The following is a 21,921-nucleotide window of genomic DNA, read 5'->3' on the forward strand; positions in this document are numbered from 1 at the left end:
GGACGTGTCCGACGGAGGATCACAACGGCAGGACGAGGTTCAGCCGCGCGCCGGGCTCCAGCGTGTGCACGAGATCGCCCTGGCGCAGCTCCACGTGTCCGGTGGGACGAGCCGACCAGCGTATCGCCCTGTCGTCCCGCCGCCACGACACCTCCACCACTCCCCCGCCGGGAAGCGGCAGTCGACCGGACGCCCCCCGCTCGCCGGCGAGCAGCTCGAGGCGCAGCCCGCCGTCGGGATCCACCCAGAGTCCGAGCAGCATCCGCGACAGCAGCCACGTCGGGGTTCCGGACCACTGGTGGCACCGGCTCCACCGGGGGTCGAAGTTCTCCCACCACGTCGTGGCTCCCTGGTCGAGCAGCCAGCCGTAGAGCCCCTCGATCCGTTCGAGCACCTCATGCGCCCGGCCACGGCGGGCCAGTTCGATGAGCGAGAAGTGCAGGAAGTACGGCGTCACGAAGCGCTCGCCCGTGGCGAGGTGGCTGGACAGCCGTGGTCCGGTGGCGTCGAGGGGGAAGCAGGAGTCGAGGTGGTCGAGCACCAGCTGCACGGCGGCCGGCTCGGCGCTCGGCGGCAGGACTCCGGCGCGGAGCGCCAGGGACGCCGCGTGGTAGCCGAGCGGTTCGGCGGACGTGCGCCGGGTCAGCGTCTCGCGCAGCGCCGCGGCGGCCTCGTCGACGGCCGCGGTGGCGCTGTGTCCCACCTCGCGCAGCCAGCGGGCTGAGGCGTCCAGTCCGTCGAGGGCCAGCAGCGAGATCGACAGGCCGTCGTCGTCGGCGCCCCAGTCCACGAACGGCCACGGCAGAGACCCCTCGATCCCCGTGGGACCGAGGCGGGCGCAGAACGCCGCGGCGTTGCGTGCCGCGGCCGGTGCCAGCTCGCCGAGCAGCTTGCGGCTGCCGGTGAGCGCGGCATGCCGCAGCACCGCCCCCGGCCACAGCGCGGAGTACGACGCAAGGTGCCGGACGGCGCCGGGCCCCTGACCGGCCACGAACCCGTCGTCGTCGGCGCAGCCGGCCGCCATCCGCAGCGAGCGCTCCACGATCCGCAGATCCCCGTGCGAGACGGCGGCGATCTCCATGCCGACCACGGCATCGCCCAGCCACTGGCCGCGCTCGCGGACCGGGCAGTCGACCAGGGCGTCCTCGGAGCAGGCCCGCAGCGTGTCGACGCCGACCTGCCAGATGCGATCGAGCCGGGGAGAGCCGGTCGCCAGGCTGCCGACCGGGTCGGCGGGGGCGCTGCTGCGCTCGTCGAAGCGCAACTCCCCGATATGGACCGGCGAGCCCTCGGCCAGCACGTGCACCTCGACCCAGCGCCCGGCGCGGGGAGTCACCGGCCCCAGCCGCTGCCGCCCGCCGGCGGCGACGTAATGGTCGAGGTTCGCCGACAGGCCGTTGCTCATCGAGATCCAGGGCGTGACCCGGCCGTCGACGAGGTCCTCGCTGTAGAGCAGATCGACGGTGGCGCCCGGGGGCGCGCTGATCTCGACGCGCGGGCGCCCGAGCCGGACGCGGCCGAGGTCGAAGCGCGCCCACACCCCCTGCGCGGGCACCTGCCCGTCCGGCGCCAGCTGCCGGGAGAACACCGTGGCGGCCGGGTCGTCCTCGGGAAGCAGCAGGCGCTCGACGAACTCCCCCTGCGCCACGCGTACGGCGGTGAGGGGCGTCAGGGACACCGGTGGGCCCATGTCGGGGGCGGGGACCGGCAGGCCGGGCACCGGTACGGCGGGCGCCCACGTGTCGGCGGCGGTGCCGGGGCCTGTCCACGCCGGCAGCTCGCGCGTGTCGCACCACTCGACGAAACCGAGGTTGTCGTTGAGGCGGCGGACCCCCGGCCGGTACGCCTGCAGCGGCGCTGCCCGCCAGTCGAGGCCGGGGTGTCCCTCGACCTCGACCCACAGGTGCGGCGCCACGACCGCTGCCTGTTCGGTCGGCACGCCCGGGTGCACGACGTGGAACGCCAGCACGTGCGGACCGGGAGCGAGGTCGAGCGCCGTCTCCACGTGCTCCGGGTGGTCGGCGGGGGCGCGTGGCGGTCCTTCGGCGACGGGCTCGCCGTCGACGTGCAGCACCGCCCACCACGAGGCGGAGAAGCGCACGACGAGACGGCCCCGCTCCGGCAGGTCGACCACCGCGCGGATGCCCACGTGTGCGTCGATCTCCGGCGCGCCGTCGGTCCACAGGTGCGTCATGTCGCCTCCCGGCCGTTCGTGTCGACAGGTCGTGCGGCGACGGCGACGGCGTCGAACCGGTCGGGAAGGTGGAGCGTGAGCTCACCGCCGCCCGTCAGTTCCCGCGGTGCCGCTCCCGCCGGGAAGGTCTGGACGTGGTAGCGCTGTCCTGCGCGCAGCCCGTGCAGACGCACCCGCAGCCGGTCGTCCTCGGTGTCCTGCCGCCACACCCCGAGCAGGCAGCCGGCCGGGGAGAAGAGCTCCAGAGCCGTCAGCGCCTCGGTGCGATGCGGCGGCTGCTCGGGGCCGTGCCGGCGCACCGACGCCTTCGCGAGCAGGTCGGCCGAGGCGTTCGCGAAGGCCACCGCCTCGACCATCAGCGCACGTTGGTCCCCGTCGAGGCGGTTTACGGGCCCACTCAGGGTCATGCGCCCGAGCAGCCCTGTGACCAGTCGGTAGCGCGTCTCGGCGAGGCTCAGGTCCGGCTCGAGCACGGCCCAGCTGACGGCCTGCGACGGGTGCAGTACGTCCAGCACCGCACGCAACACGTTGGGGAAGCTGCGCCAGCCACCGTTCCAGTGGCCGTGATCGCTGACGCTGCCGAGATGCGTGCGCGACAGCAGGCCGTAGGTCGTACGCCCGCCGCCGCTCGCGCAGTTCTCCAGTACGAGGTGCGGATGCCTGGCGCGCAGCCCGTCGAGCACCGCCTGCCAGCCCGCGGCGAGCTCCAGCGCGCCTTGGCCCGGTCCGTGCGGCGTCGCATCCGGTCCCGGTACGACCTCGGTGTTGTAGTCGAACTTGAAGTACGCGTAGCCGTGGTCGACGAGCCCGTCCAGCACGCCGGCCAGGTGGTCGCGGACCTGCGGCTGCCGCAGATCGAGGAACGCCCGGCCCCCGTCGAGCAGCGGCCGGCCGTCGCGCTGCAGCAGCCAGTCCGGATGCTCGGCGACGAGGCGCGAGGCGATCCCGGCGACCTCGGGTTCGAGCCAGATGCCCGGTACGAGCCCGGCGTCGCTCAGGTCTTCCGCCTGGGCTTTCATGCCCGCGGGGAAGCGGCTCTCGTCGTGCGTCCAGTCCCCCGCCAGGGTCCACCAGGTGGCGATCTCCCCCTCGGGCGTCTGCGGTGCGTACCACCCGGCGTCCAGGACGAAGGTCTCGACGCCCGTGCCGGTCAGCGCGGCCGTCTGGGCCGCGACGGTGGAGGCGTCGAGCGTGTTCATCGTCGCGTGGTACTCGTTGTAGACGACGCCGCGACGCGGCTCCCGCGGTGCCTGGTGCAGCCGGCGGTGCCGGTGAAAGGCGTCGACCACCTCCGCGCGGTCACCCTCCACGGCACCGACCACGACCGGCACCGTCTCCAGCTGCTCGCCCCTGCCCAGCACATGGCGCCAGTGCCCACCGGCGTAGTTGGGGCCGCCGGCCTGCGTGTAGACGGTGCCGGAGTCGGCGCCGACCTCCATGCGCCAGCCGGCGGCGGCGTCGATCTGCACGCCGTACGAGATGCCCGCCGCGCGGTCCTCGAGCACGTAGAACGGCAGCAGGTGCTTCGACGACCAGGAACCGGTCGTCTCCACCGACCAGGCGTTGATACAGGACTCCGGGTACAGCGCGATGTCCGTCACCGGCCGCGACCGGAGGGTCCCCTCCCAGCACCAGCCACCGTCGTAGGTGTGCAGCCACAGGGCGTCGAAGTCGCCGTGCGCCGCCAGGCCGCGCAGCATGCCGCTGCTGACGTGGTCGACGGTCAGCGGCACCTCGGTCGCGCGGACGCTCGTCCAGCGGGTCAGGCAGGAGGAACCCGGCCTCGCCAGGAAGTGCAGGTCCATCTCCAGACCCTGGTCGCCCGACGAGCTGAGCACCACGTGCAGGCCGCCGTCCTCCAGCCGTTCGGCCCGGTGGCTTCGGACCGTGGTGCTCTCCGTGCTGCCGCACCCCGTCCACCGGGTGCCGTGCTGAGGGAGCGGGCGGTCGTCCCCGGCCAGTTGCAGCTCGGCCTCGGCGCCGAGCCGGCCGCCGCGCAGCTGCTCGAGTTCCTCGGCGCCGAGCCGGTGGCTCGGGCCGAACGCGACCTGCCGCGCCGTCCCGGCGATGTCGACCGCGTGCACCACGCCCGCGGTACTGAGCAGCAGAAGCGACCCGTCGACGTCGAGCTCGGGGCGCGTCACGGCCGCGGCCCCAGGGTGGCGCCGCGACCCGTCACCGGGAGTCTCATCCCCCCACCTCCATCGAGGAGCGCATGCGGGTCAGCGCGTCGGCCGGCGGCGCGTCGAGGAAGAACATGTCGTTGCCCGCGGTGGCGGACCCTCCCGGCGCGATGGCCCCGAAGCCGCTGGCCGCGTGGATGCAGGAGTACTCCCTGTTGTGGAACAGGAACGCCGCCGGACGGCCGAGGGTGGCGACGGTCCGGGTGCCGTCGCGGCTGCACACCGCCAGCCACGGGTCGAGGACGACATCGGGCGTGGCGTGGAAGGCGGAGACGAACGGCAGGTCCGTCGCGGGGGGCGCACCGGCGGTCGAGTAGAACTGCACGGTGGGTCGGGTGCTGTGCCGGCGCGGGACGGAGAGCAGGGGCACGGGTTCGCCGGCGATGCCCGTGAAGTGCCGTTCGCAGTCGTGGTCCCTGACGTCCCGGACGCCGCCGCACGACAGGCAGTTGAAGGCCAGTGCGTTCTCCCAGTGGCGGTCGCTCTCGTTCTCCACGGTGTACGACACCACGACGGCGTCGTCCGAGGACAGGTCGACCGTCATCTCGTAGGCCAGCTCACCGGGTTGGCGTCCGGTGGCCCGCCATATACGGCCCTCCTGCCGCTCCCACTCCGGCACCAGCGTCGTGTACCAGACGGCGGATGCCGCATCGCCGATGGCCTCCGGAAAAGCGAGCGAGAAGCGGGCACCGGGAAAGGCGGGCACCTCGCTCAGCCAGGCGCTCATGGTCCCTGCGATGGGCTCGAACTTCATCGTTAGACTCCTCGGCGGCTTCGCGCGACGCGGAAGCCGATGTAGTCCGTGCGGTTCAGCGCCCAGCCCGACTGCCCGACCGCGGCCACCCGCAGGTTGGCCGGCACCGTCGTCACCCAGCTGCCGCCCTTGACGATCGCGGTCGCGGGGTCGGGCCGGTCGGCGGTCCACTCGGCGACGTTGCCGGACAGGTCCAGGACGCCGAACGGGCTGGCTCCGGCCGGCAGCGATCCCACCGGGGCGGTCCCCTCGGCGTCGTAGTGGGCGTGCGACGGCTCCACCTCGTCGCCCCACGGGAAGACGCGGTGTTCGTCGGCCCGCGCGGCGCGCTCCCATTCCGCCGCCGACGGCAGGCGCACACCGGCCCAGGTGGCGAAGGCCTGGGCGTCGTGCAGGTTGACGTGCGTGACGGGGTGGTCGGCCACGACCTCCGGCGGGGTGGGGCCTCGCCACCAGTCGGGTGCCTCGCCGCCGCCGTCGGCGACGAAGAGCGCCCACTGCCCGTTGGTGACGGGGGTGCGGCCGATGTCGTACGCGGGCAGCCCGACCCGGGCGCCGGGCAGTTCGCCGTCGAACCAGGACGGGTGCACTCCGAAACGCTCGGCCAGGGCCTCGACCTGCGTGATCGGCGTCCCGGTCTGCGCGGTTCCCGGCGGGATGGGGACCAGATCCAGCTCCAGCCTGCTGCTCGGCACAGTGCTCCTTCTCGTACGGTGACCCACGGGGTTCGGTCCTTCGCCCGCTCTAGTAGTCGATGGTCAGCGTCGACTGCCGGGCGTGGCGCATCTTGATGAACGTGGTGCCGTTCGCGACGTGCTTGAACCCTTCCGGCGCGGCGTCGAGGTCGGTGACCGGGCCGAGACCGCGACCGTCGACCTGGACCGAACGCGGGGTGGGTATCCCGGTGATGAGAAGCTGTGACACCTGCCCCGGGAAGAACCCCAGCCTGGCGGTCAGCCGCGATGAGGTGCGCTCGGCACCGAGCACGTCGGCGGCGGTGGAGATGCGGGTGTTGGGGTGGATCAGCGCGGTCTGCACGTCGACGGGGTGGCCGAGAAGCATGACCATGGGTTTGAGGATGTCGTCGGGGTTGAGGTCGAAGTCCTTCACCGGCGTGTTCGGGACCAGGAGCCAGCTGTCCGGGTAGCCGCCCTTGTACGGCTCGGTGGTCCGCTGCTGGTGCAGCGCGCTGATGAGGATGCCTTCGGCTATCCGGCGCCAGGGGAACCCGCCGATGTCGGCCGGCAGGTGGAACGGCTTGGTGCAGCTCGGGTCGGCGGAGGCGTCGAGGAGACTGAGCAGGAAGTAGGCGTACACCAGGCCCACCCACTGCACCGGTCGGCCGAACCACGGGATGGTGAACATCGTCGCGCCGTAGTCGGAGATGGACGCGTACGGCATGTACGGGCGGTCGGGCGCCGACCACGTGTACAGGAACGGCAGTCCGGTCCGCGCCCAGTAGACGGCCCGGTTCAGGTACCGGGTCTCGCCGGTGAGCCGGTACGCCTCGGTGTAGGCACCGATGCCGTACGCGGAGCCCAGCAGCGTCGGCGTGTGGAGGGGCATTTCCCAGACACCCACGGCGCGTGGCACGTTGAACTGCTCGATGAACTGGAGAGCCCGCATGCCCGCCTGATGGGCGACGGTGTCTCCGGTGAGCCGGGCATAGCGCAGGAGGCCCTGGGCGTGGACGGTCGAGACGCCCATGATCTCGGTTCCGCGTTCACCCAGGATCTCGTCTTCCGCTTCCTTGGGGTTGAAGGCCCAGCCGCCGGACGGCAGTTGTGTGCGGATTCTGGCGTCCCTGTTCTTCTCGAACTCGGTGATGGCGCCTTCGAGGTTGCCGAGGTAGAACGGCGCGTGGAACCAGCCGCTGTACGTGCCGTCCGTGTTGCCGAGCGCGGTGCGGCCTTTGGTGGTGAGGAGGTTGACGACGAATTCGTGCACCCGGTGGAACACGGCCGTGCGCTCGTCGGCGTTCGTGGTCAGCAGTCCGGCGATATGCAGGTTCACCCCGTACGGCACGTAGGGGAATGCCTTCTGGCCGGACCACGCCGCCCACCCCTTGACCTCCGGATCCCAGAAGGACGTGAGGTAGGCGTGCCGGACGAGCGCGAGCTCGTCCTCCCAGCTGAAGGGCATCGTGGCGGGCTCGGGGACGCCGTGCAGGGAGTACCAGTCCTCGACGGCGGTGAGCACGTCGTCGGAGGGGTTGACGATGAAGTCGGCCGTGACGGAGAGCGGTCGGCCGGCTGCGGCGGAATGGGGCGTCGTCGCCCAGGGTGCGTTCTCCGGGACCGGGTGGGGAACGGCCGGGACGAACAGCGAGAGCAGATGGTTGGCCTGCCCGGCGAGCCAGTTCGGTGAGGCGAACCGTGCGCTGGGGTACCGGTTCTGGCCGTCCCACCGCTGGTTCGTGTCCCAGGCGACCGACACGGTCGACCCGCCGCCGGAGATCGCCATCACCGGGACCGTGATCCTCAACGGATGCGGTGCGATACGGAGGTTGTCCGGTGGCCAGACATCGAGGGTGCTCGACGATCTCTCTCCCGCGACGAGCCATTCCAGCCCGGGGAAGAGCCCCATGTGCTTGGGCTTGCCGAAGCTGCCCTCGCCGGCGGTGAGCGAGGGGCCGCCGAAGGCGAGCAGTCTCGCCTGCCGGTCGGGCGTGATCGAGTACGTGGCCTGGACGGCGCGTGCGGCTGGGCCGGCGTCGTCGGACACGGGCCTGACGGCGAGCCGCAGGTGCGAGGACCATCGCACGCCGTCGGCGTCCGTCACCTGGCCGGTCAAGACGACGTGGTCAGCGGCCAGTTGAGCGGTGTCCGGGACGATCGGCATCAGCCGGACGCCGTCGGCCGCCGGCCCGACGAGGTAGCTGAGCGGCTGCGACGTCGCCATCCGCTTCCACTCCTGGCCCGTCCGGACGTCGAGGAGGAGCTGCGTATAGCCGCCGGAGCCGCGAACGATGATCGCGCGGACGTTCTTGTTCTGCAGGTGCACATGCCCTGCTTGGTCCTGGAAGACATGCACACCGCTGGGCCACCAGTGGGCGGACGGGGGCGGCACCGGGACGATGGGCAGGATCGCGCCGAACTGCTGGCGGCTGCCGGGTACCTCCATGTCGAACGTGGCCACGCCGGGTACGTCGACCGTCGGGCGGGCCGTCCACAGCAGTTGAGCCGTGCCGTCGGGTGCGATGACGGGAGCCTGCTGGGTCGCGCCACCGGTGACGAGGTTCACCCCGCTCGGCAGCGTGATCGTCGCGGGGAAGGCCGTGGACGGTTCGCCGCCGACGTTGGACAGCTGGACCGCCAGGGTGACCTCTTCACCGGGGCGTACCGAGCCCGGCCGTACGATCAGTGGCGCGACCGCGATTCTGGCCCCGAGCTGTTCGATACGGATGTAGTCGAACTCGATCTGGGCGCCGTCGGCGCCCGGCGGCTCCCGGTCCAGGCGGAACACCTGCACCGTTCCCTGCTGCCACCGCGCGTTCTTCGCCGCGAGATCCACCGTGTATTCGTGGAACGCGCCGTCGGCCTTGATCGGTATCTCGATCAGCTTGTCCACGCCGAGCGTCGGGGACTTGTCGGTGGCGAAGTAGACCGAGACGCTCTCACCGGCGGTCGCCCGCATCCGGAACCGGAGGATGCGGTCGCGGATGCCGTTGAGGTGCAACGGCGGCGCGGTCATGTAGGGGTCGAAGCCGGTGACGCTGGTGCTGAGGGTGCCACCGCGCACGACGAACGGCGCCAGACCTTTCGCCGCCGTCCATCCTTCGGCGTCGCCGTCCTTGTTGAATTCCCACCCCACGGCTGTGCCGGTGGTGGTGATCGGCTGGATGAACAAGCCCCGAGCCGAATCGAACTCCCAGGGCCCGGTGTCCGCGCGCTCCGCGGCACCGGCCGGTGTGACCCGGAAGAAGCCGCTGCCGAGCACGGCGACCGTGCCGATAGCTCCGAACTGCAGGAGTTGTCTTCGTCCGATGCCGTTGGTGCCCATGGTGCGGTCCCTTCGTTTTCAGGCTGGCTGGGGTTGTCTCGGCCGCGGGGCCGGCGGGGGCCGTTCGGCCCGCGCTACGCCGCGACACCTTCGGTGCGGGCACCTCCTTCGCCCAGTCGGCTGTCTGATCAGCCGAGGCCGGGTCCTACTTTCCGGTGCCGCCGCCCGCAAGCCCGCCCTGCATTCCGGCAAGGAAATGCTTGGAGAGGAACACGAAGAGCAGCAGCAGCGGGATGCTCGCGAGGGCGTACCCCGCGAACAGCGGGCCGTATTCCGTCGCGTGCTGGGTCTGGAAGAACTGCAGACCCGCCGACACGGTGCGCAGATCGTTCTCCGTGACGGTGAGCAGGGGCCAGAAGAAGTCGTTCCACACGCCGATCACGGTCACCAACGCGACGGTTCCGACGACGGGGAGCGACAACGGAACCATGATGGAGACGAACATCCGCAGTCCGCCGGCGCCGTCCACCCGCGCGGCGTCGAAGAGCTCCTGCGGCAGCTGCTCGACGAACGTCTTCATCAGCAGAGTTCCGAGCACCGCGCCGCCTACGAGGTGCGGGATGACGAGCACGATGCGGGTGTTGAGCAGCCCCATGTCGCGCATGAGCACGAACATCGGGATCAGGCTGGAGATGCCCGGCACCATGAGCAGTACCGCGACCAGCCCGAAGAGCATGTTCCTCCCGAAGAACTCGTAACGGGCGAAGACGAACGCCGCCACCATGCACAGCGCGAGCGCTCCGACACTGGAGGCGATCGCCACGACCACCGAGGTGACCAGGTACGGCTGGATCTGCTCCCAGGCCCTGGCGTAGTTGTCGAAGTGGAACGGCAGGCTGGGCATCCACCACGACTCGTAGTACTGCTGGTTGGTCTTCAGCGACGTCATGAGCATGAAGAGGAACGGGAAGAGCCCGACGAACGCGATGACACTGAGCACGCCCTTGATCGCGAGCTGGTCGCCTCGCCGACGTCCGCGCGACGTGGCCGGCCCCGCCGTGGTCCGCCCCGGTTCGCTCCGGTCCGGGGCTCTGTGCAGACGGAGCTGGACCTCAGAGTCGACGGACATCGGCCCGGTCCTCTCTTCTGACGAACACGATGACGATGCTCAGGAGGATCGTCATGACGAACAGCGTGGTGGACAGCGCGGCGGCATAGCCCCACTCGCTGCCCTGGAACGCCACTCCGAGCATGCGGAGCACCGGCACCTCGGTCGCGTTGTCGGGCCCGCCTCCGGTGAGCAGGTACGCCGCAAAGCCGTATTGCAGGACGTTGATCGTCGCCAGGAACACCAGCAGTTTGAGCTGGCTCGCCATCAGCGGAAGGTCGATCGCGAAGAACCGCCGCAGTCGGCCGCAGCCGTCGAGGGCGGCCGCCTCGAACACCTCGGCCGGGACGTTCTGCAGGGTGGCGAGAAACACCAGGAACGGAAGTCCGGCGACGAACGGGAACCCGATGAACAGCAGCGACAGCAGCGCGAACTGCGGATCGCCCACCCAGTTCTGTGCCAGAGCGTCGAGTCCGACGGCTCGCAGGAGGCGATTGACGACGCCGTTGTTGGGTTCGTACATCGCCGCCCAGAGCAGGACCGTGACGACTCCGGGAAACGCCATGGGCGCGATCAGGGCGGTGCGGAAGAAGAACTGCGCGCGCTTGCTCTTCAGGCTGATGATGAGCTCGGCCGCGAGCAGCGGAATGGCCCACGCCACGGTGATGCCGAAGACGAAGATGACACCGAGATTGCGGAACGACCGCCACCACAGGTCGTCGTCCAGCATGGCCCTGTAGTTGTCCAGTCCGACGAAGGGCGAGTCGAAGCCCGGCCGCCATTCGTAGAACGAGTGCCAGATCCCGCTTGCCGCCGGGTAGTAGGCGAACACGGCCAGCGTCGCGAAGAGTGGGATGAGGGCCAGATAGGCAAACCAGGGAAAGCCTTTCCGGCTCCTCGCCATCACTCCTCCTTCCGGGCGTCGCGCCTCGTCCTGTACCGGCCGGATCGCCCGCCCGCTGTTTCCGCCGGTCTTCACTCCGCCCAAGGCTCGTTCCCCCACTTGCCGTCCTTGACGGCCTGGCGTTGCCCCTTGATCCACAGGTCCTGGAGGTAACGCTGCTGCTCCGGCAGTGACTTCGTGCCCAGCAGCCATCCCTCGACGAGGCTGAGCCTGGTCACACCCGGCGGCCCGATGGGCATGACGAGGGGGGCCGGGTCACCCCAGCTGCCCTCGGCGAACATCTTCGTCTCGTCGGCGCCGGAAGCGCCCTCGACCGCGGGGATGCCACCGGTGGCCTTCAGCCAGGGCTGCGCGTTCTCCGGCGAACTGACGAACTGCAGGAACTTCACGGCCGCTTCGAGCTTCTTGCCCTTGACGGTCGACGGGATCATGTAGTTGGTGCCGCCGACGCCGGCCCCGAACCTCGCCGGAGCGCCATGGGCGAGCGGCGTGGACTCCTTGGTGATCTGCGGGAACGGCATGCTGGCGAAGTCGAACTTCACGTCCTGCAAAGAGGTGACACCGAAGTTGACCCCCCACGCCATGCCGGCCTTGCCGGCCGCGAAGTCACGCAGTCCGACCACGGCGCCGTTGAGCCCCTCGGTGTTGCCCGACCACTGCTTGTCGACGCAGGAGTCCCACACCTTCTTGAGGAGCTTGAGCGACTCGACGGCCTCGGGCGTCTTCGGCGTCAGATCGCCGGAGAGCACGGCCTTGGCGAGCGACTTGTTGGTGACGACGGGTTCGCCCGTCGCCGACGTCGCCTTTCCGGGCTTGCCGTCCGCCGTGTAGACGTTGAGCCGATCGACGTGCTTGTCGAGCAGCATCCCGCTGATCGCGGTCATCGTCCAGTCGGGGCCCAGGTCGGACCGGTCCATCGCGAGCGGTGTGTAGCCGGCCCCCTTCAGCTTGGCACACCCGTCGATGAAGTCCTCGAAGGTCCTGAACGGTCCCGTCAGTCCGGCCTTGTCGAAGGCCTCCTTGTTGTAGAACAGCCCGGTTCCGGCCAGGTTGAAGGGCACGAACTCCAGCTTGCCCTCAGCGTTCCGGAGCGCCGGATTCTCCAGCCCGTAGTAGCGCTTGCGGAAGGCGTCGGCCCACTTCTCGCTACCCGGTCCGGACGTGATGTAGGGGTTGGGCTTCGCGAGGTACTCGTCGAGGGCGTGCACCATGTGCGGCTTGTGAGGTACCTGACTGAACACCAATTCCGGTGCGGTACCGGCGGCGAGGTGTGTGGAGATCGTCTGCGCGAAGCTGTTCAGCGGCAGCACGACGGTCTTGACCTTGATGTTCGGCTCCGCCTTCTGGAAGGACGCGACGAGCTCTTCCCACGGCTTCCCGAACGACGAACCGCTCTCGCTCCACTGGTTCGGGCCTTCCAGGGTGATGGTCACGGTGTCCCCGGACGACGAATCGTCCGCGCCGGAACCGCAGGCGGTCAGGCTCAACGCCAGGGCTGCGGTGGTCGCGGTCAGGCGCACCGCGGCCGAACCTCGCGACCGCAGGAATCCGCTGCGTGATCGTTGGTTCAAACCCCATCTGAGCATGTGGACACCTTTCATAGACCTGCGGTTGTGCAGTCCGGGGTGGTGCTCAAAGTGGCTTTGGATCGTTTCAATCGACTTGGCGTGAACCTAGGTCCGCGCTCCATCCACTGTCAATACTGTGACGGGATTCACACAAAACCGCTGTTGCAGGCGCAGTTGGCGGGCCGTGCGGGGCAAAGGACGGCAGACCCAGAAGGGAAGACTCGGGTCAGGACCGCGGCATGCTCGACCTGCGCACGACGAGCTCCGGCTGGAGCACGATGCCGGTGTGCTGATGGTCATGCCCCGGGTCCGACGGCTCGAGCTCCTCCAGCAGGAGCCGTGCCGCGAGGCGGCCGATCTCCGCGGCCGGATGGCGCACCGAGGTCAACGGGATAAGGCTCGCCCCCGCGAACTCGATGTCGTCGTAGCCGACGACGGCAAGGTCCTCCGGGACACGCACGCCCGCATCGAAGGCCGTCTGCATGACGCCCAGGGCCAGGAGGTCGTTCGCGCAGAAGACGGCCGTCGGTCGGGGCGAGAGGCCGATGAGCCGGGCCCCGGCGTCCCGACCGGCGCCGACGTCCAGCTTCTCGACCGGGATGTCGACGATCGCGTCGGCGCCGAGCCCCGACTCCTCCACCGCGCGGACAAGGCCCTCACGCCGGTCCCGGACCTGCTGCAGATGACCGGGGCCACGCACGTAGGCGATACGCCGATGGCCGGCGGCGAGCAAGTGCCGGCCCGCGAGCTTGCCGCCCAGGACGTCGTCGGCGGCCACGGAACAGGCCGTCTGCGCGTCGACCGCCCGGTCGGCGATGACGAACGGGATATTCGCGCGTCGCAGCGCCTCCCATGGTTCACCGTCGGATGCGACCGGTGCGAACACGACACCACGCAGGCGCTGCTCGACGAAGAGCGACAGGTAGGCCTGCTCGGCCGAAGCGCTCTCGGCACTGTTGCACACCATCACACCGAGGCCCGCTTCGACGGCCACCCGCTCGGTGCCCTGGGCGAGGACGGCGAAGAAGGGGTTCCTGGTGTCCATGACCAGCAGCCCGAGCATGCGGCTCCGGCCGGCACGCAGTTGCCGCGCCGACTCACTGCGGACGTACCCCAGCCGGTCGATCGCTGCGTGGACACGGGCTCGGACCTCACTGGAGACACGCTCGGGCCTGTTCAGGACGTTGGAGACCGTCCCCACGGAGACGCCCGCCTGGCGCGCCACGTCCTTGATGCCCACCACTGCCGACCGCCCTTTCGCCTCGGATCCGCGCGCTCGCCATCCTAGGCCGCCACCACACCATCCGGGATGAATCCTTTCACCATAGATCACTCGGTCTATTGACCACTCCACGCATACATGCTTCGGTATCGATGAAACGATTCACGAGCCGACGCGGTACAGCGCGGCCCTGGTTGCGAGGTTGCCCCATGACTGTCGTTCGGGACGCCGTGAAGGCCGTGCTCAAGGCCCAGACCATCGAGACGCCCTCCTGGGGCTACGGGAACTCGGGCACCCGCTTCAGGGTGTTCGCCCAGCCCGGTGTCCCCAGGACGCCGTGGGAGAAGCTCGACGACGCCGCGAAGGTGCACGAGTTCACCGGAATCGCCCCGAAGGTCTCCCTCCACATCCCCTGGGACCGTGTCGACGACTACGCCGAGCTCGCCGCGTACGCGAAGGAGCGCGGACTGGACCTGGGGGCGATCAACTCCAACACCTTCCAGGACGACGACTACCGGCTCGGCAGCGTCTGCCACCCGGACGCGAAGGTGCGCCGCAAGGCCATCGACCACCTGCTGGAGTGCGTCGACATCATGGACGCGACCGGCTCGTCGGACCTGAAACTGTGGTTCGCCGACGGAACCAACTACCCTGGCCAGGACGACGTCGTGACGCGCCAGGACCGTCTCGCCGCTGCTCTTGCCGAGGTGTACGAGCGGCTCGGCGACGAACAGCGCCTGCTCCTGGAATACAAGCTCTTCGAGCCGGCCTTCTACACCACCGACGTCCCGGACTGGGGCACGTCGTACGCCCACTGTCTCAAGCTCGGGCCCAAGGCCCAGGTCGTCGTGGACACCGGCCACCACGCGCCGGGCACCAACATCGAGTTCATCGTGGCCTTCCTCCTGCGCGAGGGGAAGCTCGGCGGCTTCGACTTCAACTCCCGCTTCTACGCCGACGACGACCTGATGGCCGGCTCGTCCGATCCCTTCCAGCTGTTCCGGATCATGCACGAGGTCGCGCAGAACGGCGGCCTCGCCCCGGCCGCGAACGTCGCCTTCATGCTCGACCAGTGCCACAACATCGAGGCGAAGATCCCGGCCGTCATCCGCTCCGTGATGAACGTCCAGGAGGCCACCGCCAAGGCCCTCCTCGTCGACGTCGACGCGCTCGCCACCGCCCAGCGCGACGGTGACGTCCTCGCCGCGAACGCGGTGCTGATGGACGCGTACGACACCGACGTACGCCCGTTGCTGCGCGAAGTCCGCGAGGAACAGGGGCTCGCGCCGGACCCCGTCGCCGCGTACGCCGCTTCCGGGTGGCAGGAGCGGATCGCCACCGATCGTGTCGGCGGCGAGCAGGCCGGCTGGGGAGCCTGACCGCCCGGCTTCCCAGGGCTCCGTCCGCAGGACCGTAGGACGCCCGCCCCTCCGGGGCGCCCTCCTTCCCCCTTCCCGCGCACGTCGACTCCGAAGGACCGATCGCACATGGCCACCCACCCCGAAGTCGCCGCGCTCCTCGGCCGCGCGCACCGGCTGGGCTCCGACCCCCGCAACACCAACTACGCCGGAGGCAACGTCTCCGCCAAGGGCACTGTCACCGATCCCGTCACCGGTTCCGACACGGAGCTGATGTGGGTGAAGGGGTCCGGCGGCGACCTCGGCACGCTCACCGAGGACGGCCTGGCCGTGCTGCGCCTCGACCGGCTGCGGGCGCTGAAGGCCGTGTACCCCGGTGTCGAGCGCGAGGACGAGATGGTCGGTGCCTTCGACTACTGCCTGCACGGCAAGGGCGGCTCCGCCCCGTCGATCGACACCGCCATGCACGGCCTGGTGGACGCCCGGCACGTCGACCACCTGCACCCTGACTCCGGCATCGCCCTCGCCTGCGCCGCCGACGGCGAGAGGCTGACGGCGGAGTGCTACGGCGGAAAGGTGGCGTGGGTGCCATGGCGCCGGCCCGGCTTCCAGCTCGGTCTGGACATCGCGGCGATCAAGGAGGCCAACCCGGAGGCCGTCGGCGTCGTCCTCGGCGGGCACGGGATCACCGCCTGGGGCACCACCTCCGAGGAGTGCGAGACGAATGCCGTGTGGATGATCCGCACGGCGGAGGCCTTTCTCACCGAGCGGGGCGGGAAGCAGCCGTTCGGCTCCCCTCTGGAAGGCTACGCGGCGCTGGACGAGGAGAAGCGCCGGGAGCGGGCCGCCTTGCTCGCGCCCGTGATCCGCGGTCTGGCCTCCCAGGACCACCTACAGGTGGGGCACTTCACCGACTCGGAGGTCGTCCTCGACTTCCTCGCCCACGACCAGCACCCGCGCCTGGCGGCCCTGGGCACGTCCTGCCCCGACCACTTCCTGCGGACGAAGGTGCGCCCGCTGGTCCTGGACCTGCCTCCCACGGCTCCGCCGGACGAGGCCGTGGCCCGGCTGAGGGAGCTGCACGCGGAGTACCGGGTGGAGTACGCCGCCTACTACGAGCGGCACGCCGGCCCCGACTCGCCCGCGATGCGCGGCGCCGACCCGGCGATCGTCCTCGTTCCCGGCGTCGGCATGTTCTCGTTCGGCAAGGACAAGCAGACCGCACGCGTGGCGGGGGAGTTCTACGTCAACGCGATCAACGTCATGCGCGGTGCCGAGGCGGTGTCGGCGTACGCGCCGATCGAGGAGGCGGAGAAGTTCCGGATCGAGTACTGGGAGCTGGAGGAGGCCAAGCTGCGGCGCATGCCGAAGCCGAAGCCCCTCGCGACCCGGGTCGCGCTGGTGACGGGTGCGGGCTCGGGCATCGGCAAGGCGATCGCGCACCGGCTGGTCGCCGAGGGCGCCTGTGTCGTGGTCGCCGACCTGAACGGCGAGAACGCCGCCGCCGTGGCCGAGGAGCTGGGCGGCCCGGACAAGGCCGTGGCGATCACCGTGGACGTCAGGTCCGAGGAACAGATCAGCGCCGTGTTCCGCGAGGCCGTCCTCGCCTTCGGCGGTGTCGACCTGGTCGTCAACAACGCCGGCATCTCGATCTCCAAGCCCCTGCTGGAGACGACCGCGAAGGACTGGGACCTCCAGCACGACATCATGGCGCGGGGCTCCTTCCTGGTCTCCCGCGAGGCCGCGAGCGTCATGATCGAGCAGGGCCTCGGCGGTGACATCGTCTACATCGCCTCCAAGAACGCCGTCTTCGCCGGCCCGAACAACATCGCCTACTCCGCCGCCAAGGCCGACCAGGCCCACCAGGTGCGGCTCCTCTCCGCCGAACTCGGGGAGCACGGCATCCGGGTGAACGGCGTCAACCCCGACGGGGTCGTGCGCGGCTCCGGCATCTTCGCCGCAGGCTGGGGCGCCCAGCGCGCTGCCACCTATGGCATCGAGGAGGAGAAGCTGGGCGAGTTCTACGCTCAGCGCACCCTCCTCAAGCGCGAGGTCCTGCCCGAGCACGTCGCGAACGCGGTCTTCGCCCTCACCGGCGGCGACCTCACCCACACCACCGGCCTGCACGTCCCCGTCGACGCCGGCATCGCCGCGGCCTTCCTTCGCTGAGGGCCCTTTGATCGCCCTGGGGCGGGTTGCCGACGCACTCGCCCCAGGTGCCTCCGCGGACCGGCGGCGCAATGCCGTACGGGAACCGGCCCCCACACGGTGCCCGCCGGGCGCCGCCGGTCCGCCCCTTATTCCCTCTTTGTTCCTCGATGAGCCGCCCACACCGCAGAGGTATCCACGTGACCACCACTCCCCCGTCGTCCGCCTTCGCGTCCGCGTTCGCCGCAGTCGATCTCGGCGCCACCAGCGGACGGGTGATCGTCGGCCGGGTAGGTCCGGACGACCTCGGCCTCACCGAGGCCCACCGCTTCCCCAACACACCCGTGCGCCTGCCGGACGGGCTGCGCTGGGACACCCTCGCCCTGTTCCAGGGCGTCCTCGACGGACTGCGCGGGGCCGCCCGCTCCGGCGGCGTCGCTTCCATCGGCGTCGACACCTGGGCCGTGGACTACGGCCTCCTCGACACGGACGGAGCCCTGCTCGGCCACCCGTTCCACTACCGCGACGACCGGACCGACGGCGCCGCCGCCCATGTCTGGGCGAAGGTCGGCCCCGAGGAGCTGTACGGCATCACCGGCCTCCAGCACCTCCCGTTCAACACGGTCTTCCAGCTCGCCGCCGCCGAAGGAACCGCCCAGCGGCGGGCCGCCCGCACGCTGCTGCTCATCCCTGACCTGCTGATCCACTGGCTGACCGGGTCCATCGGAGCCGAGGAGACCAACGCCTCCACCACCGGCCTCTTCGACGCCCGCACCGGCACCTGGTCCAAGGACCTCCTGAACCGGCTCTCTCTCGATCCCGGCCTCTTCCCGCCGTTACGCGCGCCCGGCGACCCGGCCGGCACCCTGCTGCCCCACGTCGCCACGTACACCGGGCTCGATCCCCGGACGCCGGTGACGACGGTCGCCTCGCACGACACCGCCTCCGCGGTCGTCGCCGTGCCCGCGACCGAACCCGGCTTCGCCTACATCTCGTGCGGCACCTGGTCGCTCGCCGGCCTCGAACTCGACACCCCGGTCCTCAGCGAGGCCTCCCGGGCGGCGAACTTCACCAACGAACGCGGCATCGACGGCACCGTGCGCTACCTGCGCAACATCATGGGCATGTGGCTGCTCGAAGAGTGCCGGCGCACCTGGGAGAGGGAGGACCTGCCCACCCACATCCCCACGCTCCTCGCCGACGCGGCCCGGGCCGAACCCTTCGCTTCCCTCGTCGACCCGGACACCCCGGAGTTCCTCGCCCCCGGCGACATGCCGGCCCGCATCCGGGGCTACTGCGCCCGCACCGGGCAGCGCGTTCCCCGCAGCCAGGGCGCAGTCGTCCGCTGCGTCCTGGAAAGCCTGGCGCTCGCCCACCGCCGCACCCTGCGCCAGGCCGCCGAGCTCGCCGACCGCGACATCACCCGGATCCACCTCGTCGGCGGCGGCTCCCGCAACGACCTCCTCTGCCGGCTCACCGCCGACGCCACCGGCTTGCCGGTCATCGCCGGCCCCACCGAAGCCACCGCACTGGGCAACATCCTCGTCCAGGCCCGCGCCGCAGGCCTGGTCGGCGACCTCGCCGACATGCGCCGCCTGATCGCCTCCACACAGCACCTGCGGCACTACGCCCCCCAGGGTGACACCGCCGCATGGAACGCGGCCGCCACCCGACTGGACCTCGCCCCGGGGAACCCCTGATGCGCGTCGCCCTCTTCGCCACCTGCGTCAACGACGCGATCTATCCCTCCACGGCCGTGGCCACCGTCAGACTCCTCGAACGCCTCGGCGTCACGGTGGACTTCCCCGCCGCCCAGACCTGCTGCGGCCAGCCCCCGTACAACACCGGCTACCGCCGCGAGACCGAACCCCTGGTCCACCGCATGGCCCGCACCTTCGAGGGCTACGACCATGTGGTCGCCCCGTCCGGCTCCTGCGTCGCCATGGTCCGCGACAGCTACCCGAGGATCGCCCGGAAGGCCCGCGCCGAAGGCCGCGGCAACACGCTGGCAGAGGCCGTCGACTCCCTGGTCCCGAGGACGTACGAACTGACGGAGTTCCTCGTCGACGTCCTCGGCGTGACGGACGTGGGGGCGTACTTCCCCCACAAGGTGACCTACCACCCCTCCTGCCACGGCCTGCGCGTGCTCGGCCTGGGGGGACGCCCCCGCCGGCTCCTTCAGGCAGTGAAGGGGCTCGAACTGCGGGAGCTGCCCGGGGCGGAGGAATGCTGCGGCTTCGGCGGCACCTTCGCGGTGAAGAACCCGGACGTGTCGGCGGCCATGGGCGCCGACAAGGTCCGCAACTCCCTGTCCACCGGCGCCGGGGTCCTGTGCGGCGCCGACAACTCCTGCCTGCTGCACATCGACGGCATGCTGCGCCGCCTGGACGCCCCGCAACGCGTCCTGCACATCGCCGAGATCCTCGCGAGCACGGAAGAAGAGCCACTGGCATGAGCGGGACCTTCATCGGCATGCCGGCCTTCCCCAAGGCCGCGCACGACGCCGTACGCAACGACACCCTGCGCGCCAACCTGCGCCGCGCCACCCACACCATCCGCGACAAGCGAGCCACGGCAGTGTCCGAACTCGCGGACTGGGCCGAGCTCCGCGAGGCCGGCAAGCAGATCAAGGACCTCACCCTCAGCAGACTCGACCACTACCTGCTCCAGCTGGAGGAAGCGGTCACCGCGGCCGGCGGCACCGTGCACTGGGCGGCGCACGCGGCCGAGGCCAACCGGATCGTCGCGGACCTCGTCAAGGCGACCGGCGAAAGGGAGGTCGTCAAGGTCAAGTCGATGGCCACGCAGGAGATCAGCCTCAACGAGGCGCTGGAGGCCGAAGGGATCCGGGCCTACGAGACCGACCTCGCCGAGCTGATCGTCCAGCTCGGCAACGACCGGCCCTCCCACATCCTCGTCCCCGCGATCCACCGCAACCGCGGCGAGATCCGCGACATCTTCCGCACCGAGATGGGCACGTGGGGCCGAGAGGCACCCGACGACCTCACCGACAGCCCAGCCGAACTGGCGGAGGCGGCCCGGCTGCACCTGCGGGAGAAGTTCCTGCGCGCGAAGGTCGGGATCTCCGGGGCGAACTTCATGGTCGCCGAGACAGGCACCCTCGTCGTCGTCGAGTCCGAGGGCAACGGCCGCATGTGCCTCACCCTCCCCGAGACCCTCATCTCCGTCGTCGGCATCGAGAAGGTCGTCCCCACCTGGCGGGACCTGGAGGTCTTCCTCCAGACGCTCCCCCGCTCCTCGACGGCCGAGCGGATGAACCCGTACACGAGCATGTGGACCGGAACCACCGACGCGGACGGGCCGACGACCTTCCACCTCGTCCTCCTCGACAACGGCCGGACCGACACCCTCGCCGACGAGGTCGGCCGCCAGGCCCTGCGCTGCATCCGCTGCTCCGCCTGCCTCAACGTCTGCCCGGTGTACGAACGGGCCGGCGGCCACGCGTACGGCTCCGTCTACCCCGGCCCGATCGGCGCCATCCTCACCCCCCAACTCCGTGGCGCGCAGAGCGAGATCGACGCTTCCCTCCCGTACGCCTCCACCCTGTGCGGGGCCTGCTACGACGTGTGCCCGGTCGCCATCGACATCCCCGAGGTCCTCGTCCACCTCCGCGAGAAGGTCGCCGGGCAGGGCGGGAAGGGACACCGGCTGGAGAAGGCGGCGATGAAGGCCGCCGGCTGGGTCCTGGACCGCCCCGGCGTGCTCGCCGCCGGCGAGCGCGTCGCGTCGAGGACGCGCGCGCTGCATCCGAGGAAGCTGCCCGGGCCGGGCGTCGGCCCGTGGTCGGAGAGCCGCGACCTGCCGGAGATGCCCGCCGAACCGTTCCGTGACTGGTGGAAGAAGAACCGCACGTGAATCAGAACTCCCGCGAACGCGTCCTGGACCGCATCCGCCAGGCACTCGCCGACACGCCACTCGCCCCGGAACCGGCACGCGGCTACCTCGCCACCCACACCCCCGACACCCCGGACACCATTCTGGACCTCCTCCACGAGAACCTCGCCGACTACCGCGCGAGCGTTCATCGCACCACGGAGACCGGGCTCCCCGCTCTGGTGGCAGAACTCCTCGACCGGCACGACGCCCACACCGTCGCTGTGCCACCCGGGCTGCCCGCCGTGTGGCTGTCCGCGACGACGGCCGAGCAGCACCACGACGCGGACGCCACCCTCACGCCACACCAGCTGGACACCACAGACGCCGTGGTCACCAGCTGCGCCCTCGCCATCGCCGAGACCGGCACGATCGTCCTGGACGGCGGCCCCGGCCAAGGCCGCCGCGCCCTCACTCTCGTCCCCGACCTGCACGTCTGCGTCGTACGCGCCGAGGACCAAGTCGTCGCCTCCATCCACCAGGCCCTGCCACGCCTCGACCCGACCCGACCCCAGACCTGGATCTCCGGCCCGTCCGCCACCAGCGACATCGAACTCGCCCGCGTCGAAGGCGTGCACGGCCCAAGACGGCTCGATGTTGTGATCGTCACCCGCTAAGACGTCGTTGCACCCACAGCAGCGGTGAC

15 protein-coding genes are annotated in these 21,921 nt (G+C 70.5%); 6 read left to right on the forward strand and 9 right to left on the reverse strand.

The annotated features are described in order from the left end of the window. Positions 1-19: 19 nt before the first annotated feature. The 9 genes from ACZ42X_RS01100 to ACZ42X_RS01140 all read right to left on the reverse strand — a co-directional run bounded on the left by ACZ42X_RS01100 (position 20) and on the right by ACZ42X_RS01140 (position 13,896). A complete protein-coding gene (locus tag ACZ42X_RS01100; protein WP_468282775.1) occupies positions 20-2,194 on the reverse strand; it encodes a family 78 glycoside hydrolase catalytic domain in 2,175 nt (724 codons plus the stop codon). After that, the gene (locus tag ACZ42X_RS01105) at positions 2,191-4,338 is read right to left on the reverse strand and encodes a glycoside hydrolase family 36 protein (RefSeq protein WP_468282778.1); all 2,148 of its coding nucleotides are present in this window, start codon (positions 4,336-4,338) and stop codon (positions 2,191-2,193) included. Before ACZ42X_RS01105 ends, ACZ42X_RS01100 begins: the two co-directional genes overlap by 4 nt. Positions 4,339-4,381: 43 nt before the next feature. Beyond that, positions 4,382-5,131, reverse strand: coding sequence for a hypothetical protein (locus ACZ42X_RS01110; protein ID WP_468282781.1), 750 nt, complete (start codon positions 5,129-5,131; stop codon positions 4,382-4,384). A 2-nt stretch (positions 5,132-5,133) separates the two neighbouring features. Beyond that, positions 5,134-5,826, reverse strand: a complete 693-nt coding sequence (locus tag ACZ42X_RS01115) for a formylglycine-generating enzyme family protein (RefSeq protein ID WP_468282784.1) — start codon at positions 5,824-5,826, stop codon at positions 5,134-5,136. A 49-nt stretch (positions 5,827-5,875) separates the two neighbouring features. Continuing rightward, complete coding sequence (locus ACZ42X_RS01120) at positions 5,876-9,133, reverse strand: hypothetical protein (RefSeq protein ID WP_468282787.1); 3,258 nt, start codon at positions 9,131-9,133, stop codon at positions 5,876-5,878. 145 nt (positions 9,134-9,278) lie between these two features. After that, the gene (locus ACZ42X_RS01125) at positions 9,279-10,202 is read right to left on the reverse strand and encodes a carbohydrate ABC transporter permease (protein ID WP_468282790.1); all 924 of its coding nucleotides are present in this window, start codon (positions 10,200-10,202) and stop codon (positions 9,279-9,281) included. Beyond that, positions 10,186-11,184, reverse strand: coding sequence for a carbohydrate ABC transporter permease (locus ACZ42X_RS01130; RefSeq protein WP_468282793.1), 999 nt, complete (start codon positions 11,182-11,184; stop codon positions 10,186-10,188). The genes ACZ42X_RS01125 and ACZ42X_RS01130 overlap by 17 nt, the downstream gene beginning before the upstream one ends. Beyond that, positions 11,157-12,605, reverse strand: a complete 1,449-nt coding sequence (locus ACZ42X_RS01135; RefSeq protein WP_468282796.1) for an ABC transporter substrate-binding protein — start codon at positions 12,603-12,605, stop codon at positions 11,157-11,159. The genes ACZ42X_RS01130 and ACZ42X_RS01135 overlap by 28 nt, the downstream gene beginning before the upstream one ends. A gap of 274 nt (positions 12,606-12,879) precedes the next feature. Next, positions 12,880-13,896: a LacI family DNA-binding transcriptional regulator gene (locus tag ACZ42X_RS01140; RefSeq protein ID WP_468282800.1), complete on the reverse strand. Its 1,017-nt coding sequence runs from the start codon at positions 13,894-13,896 to the stop codon at positions 12,880-12,882. Positions 13,897-14,084: 188 nt separating this feature from the next. Here ACZ42X_RS01140 and rhaI point away from each other — a divergent pair, with 188 nt between their 5' ends. The 6 genes from rhaI to ACZ42X_RS01170 all read left to right on the forward strand — a co-directional run bounded on the left by rhaI (position 14,085) and on the right by ACZ42X_RS01170 (position 21,892). Continuing rightward, positions 14,085-15,254, forward strand: a complete 1,170-nt coding sequence (gene rhaI, locus ACZ42X_RS01145; RefSeq protein WP_468282803.1) for an L-rhamnose isomerase — start codon at positions 14,085-14,087, stop codon at positions 15,252-15,254. A 108-nt stretch (positions 15,255-15,362) separates the two neighbouring features. Continuing rightward, a complete protein-coding gene (locus ACZ42X_RS01150) occupies positions 15,363-17,402 on the forward strand; it encodes a bifunctional aldolase/short-chain dehydrogenase (protein WP_468282806.1) in 2,040 nt (679 codons plus the stop codon). A 149-nt stretch (positions 17,403-17,551) separates the two neighbouring features. Beyond that, positions 17,552-19,081, forward strand: a complete 1,530-nt coding sequence (locus ACZ42X_RS01155) for a rhamnulokinase (protein WP_468282809.1) — start codon at positions 17,552-17,554, stop codon at positions 19,079-19,081. Then, complete coding sequence (locus tag ACZ42X_RS01160) at positions 19,081-19,836, forward strand: (Fe-S)-binding protein (protein ID WP_468282812.1); 756 nt, start codon at positions 19,081-19,083, stop codon at positions 19,834-19,836. Before ACZ42X_RS01155 ends, ACZ42X_RS01160 begins: the two co-directional genes overlap by 1 nt. After that, positions 19,833-21,257 (forward strand): LutB/LldF family L-lactate oxidation iron-sulfur protein, encoded by a 1,425-nt coding sequence (locus ACZ42X_RS01165; RefSeq protein ID WP_468282815.1) that lies wholly within the window; start codon positions 19,833-19,835, stop codon positions 21,255-21,257. Before ACZ42X_RS01160 ends, ACZ42X_RS01165 begins: the two co-directional genes overlap by 4 nt. Then, positions 21,254-21,892 (forward strand): LutC/YkgG family protein, encoded by a 639-nt coding sequence (locus ACZ42X_RS01170; protein ID WP_468282818.1) that lies wholly within the window; start codon positions 21,254-21,256, stop codon positions 21,890-21,892. Before ACZ42X_RS01165 ends, ACZ42X_RS01170 begins: the two co-directional genes overlap by 4 nt. Positions 21,893-21,921 lie beyond the last annotated feature (29 nt).

Source organism: Streptomyces sp. NPDC030862, assembly GCF_055571835.1.

Coding starts and splice junctions, on each gene's coding strand:
- ACZ42X_RS01100 (WP_468282775.1), bottom strand. CDS start 2,194: ATGACGCACCTGTGGACCGACGGCGCGCCGGAGATCGACGCACACGTG.
- ACZ42X_RS01110 (WP_468282781.1), bottom strand. CDS start 5,131: ATGAAGTTCGAGCCCATCGCAGGGACCATGAGCGCCTGGCTGAGCGAG.
- ACZ42X_RS01120 (WP_468282787.1), bottom strand. CDS start 9,133: ATGGGCACCAACGGCATCGGACGAAGACAACTCCTGCAGTTCGGAGCT.
- ACZ42X_RS01125 (WP_468282790.1), bottom strand. CDS start 10,202: ATGTCCGTCGACTCTGAGGTCCAGCTCCGTCTGCACAGAGCCCCGGAC.
- rhaI (WP_468282803.1), top strand. CDS start 14,085: ATGACTGTCGTTCGGGACGCCGTGAAGGCCGTGCTCAAGGCCCAGACC.
- ACZ42X_RS01150 (WP_468282806.1), top strand. CDS start 15,363: ATGGCCACCCACCCCGAAGTCGCCGCGCTCCTCGGCCGCGCGCACCGG.
- ACZ42X_RS01155 (WP_468282809.1), top strand. CDS start 17,552: ATGAGCCGCCCACACCGCAGAGGTATCCACGTGACCACCACTCCCCCG.
- ACZ42X_RS01160 (WP_468282812.1), top strand. CDS start 19,081: ATGCGCGTCGCCCTCTTCGCCACCTGCGTCAACGACGCGATCTATCCC.
- ACZ42X_RS01165 (WP_468282815.1), top strand. CDS start 19,833: ATGAGCGGGACCTTCATCGGCATGCCGGCCTTCCCCAAGGCCGCGCAC.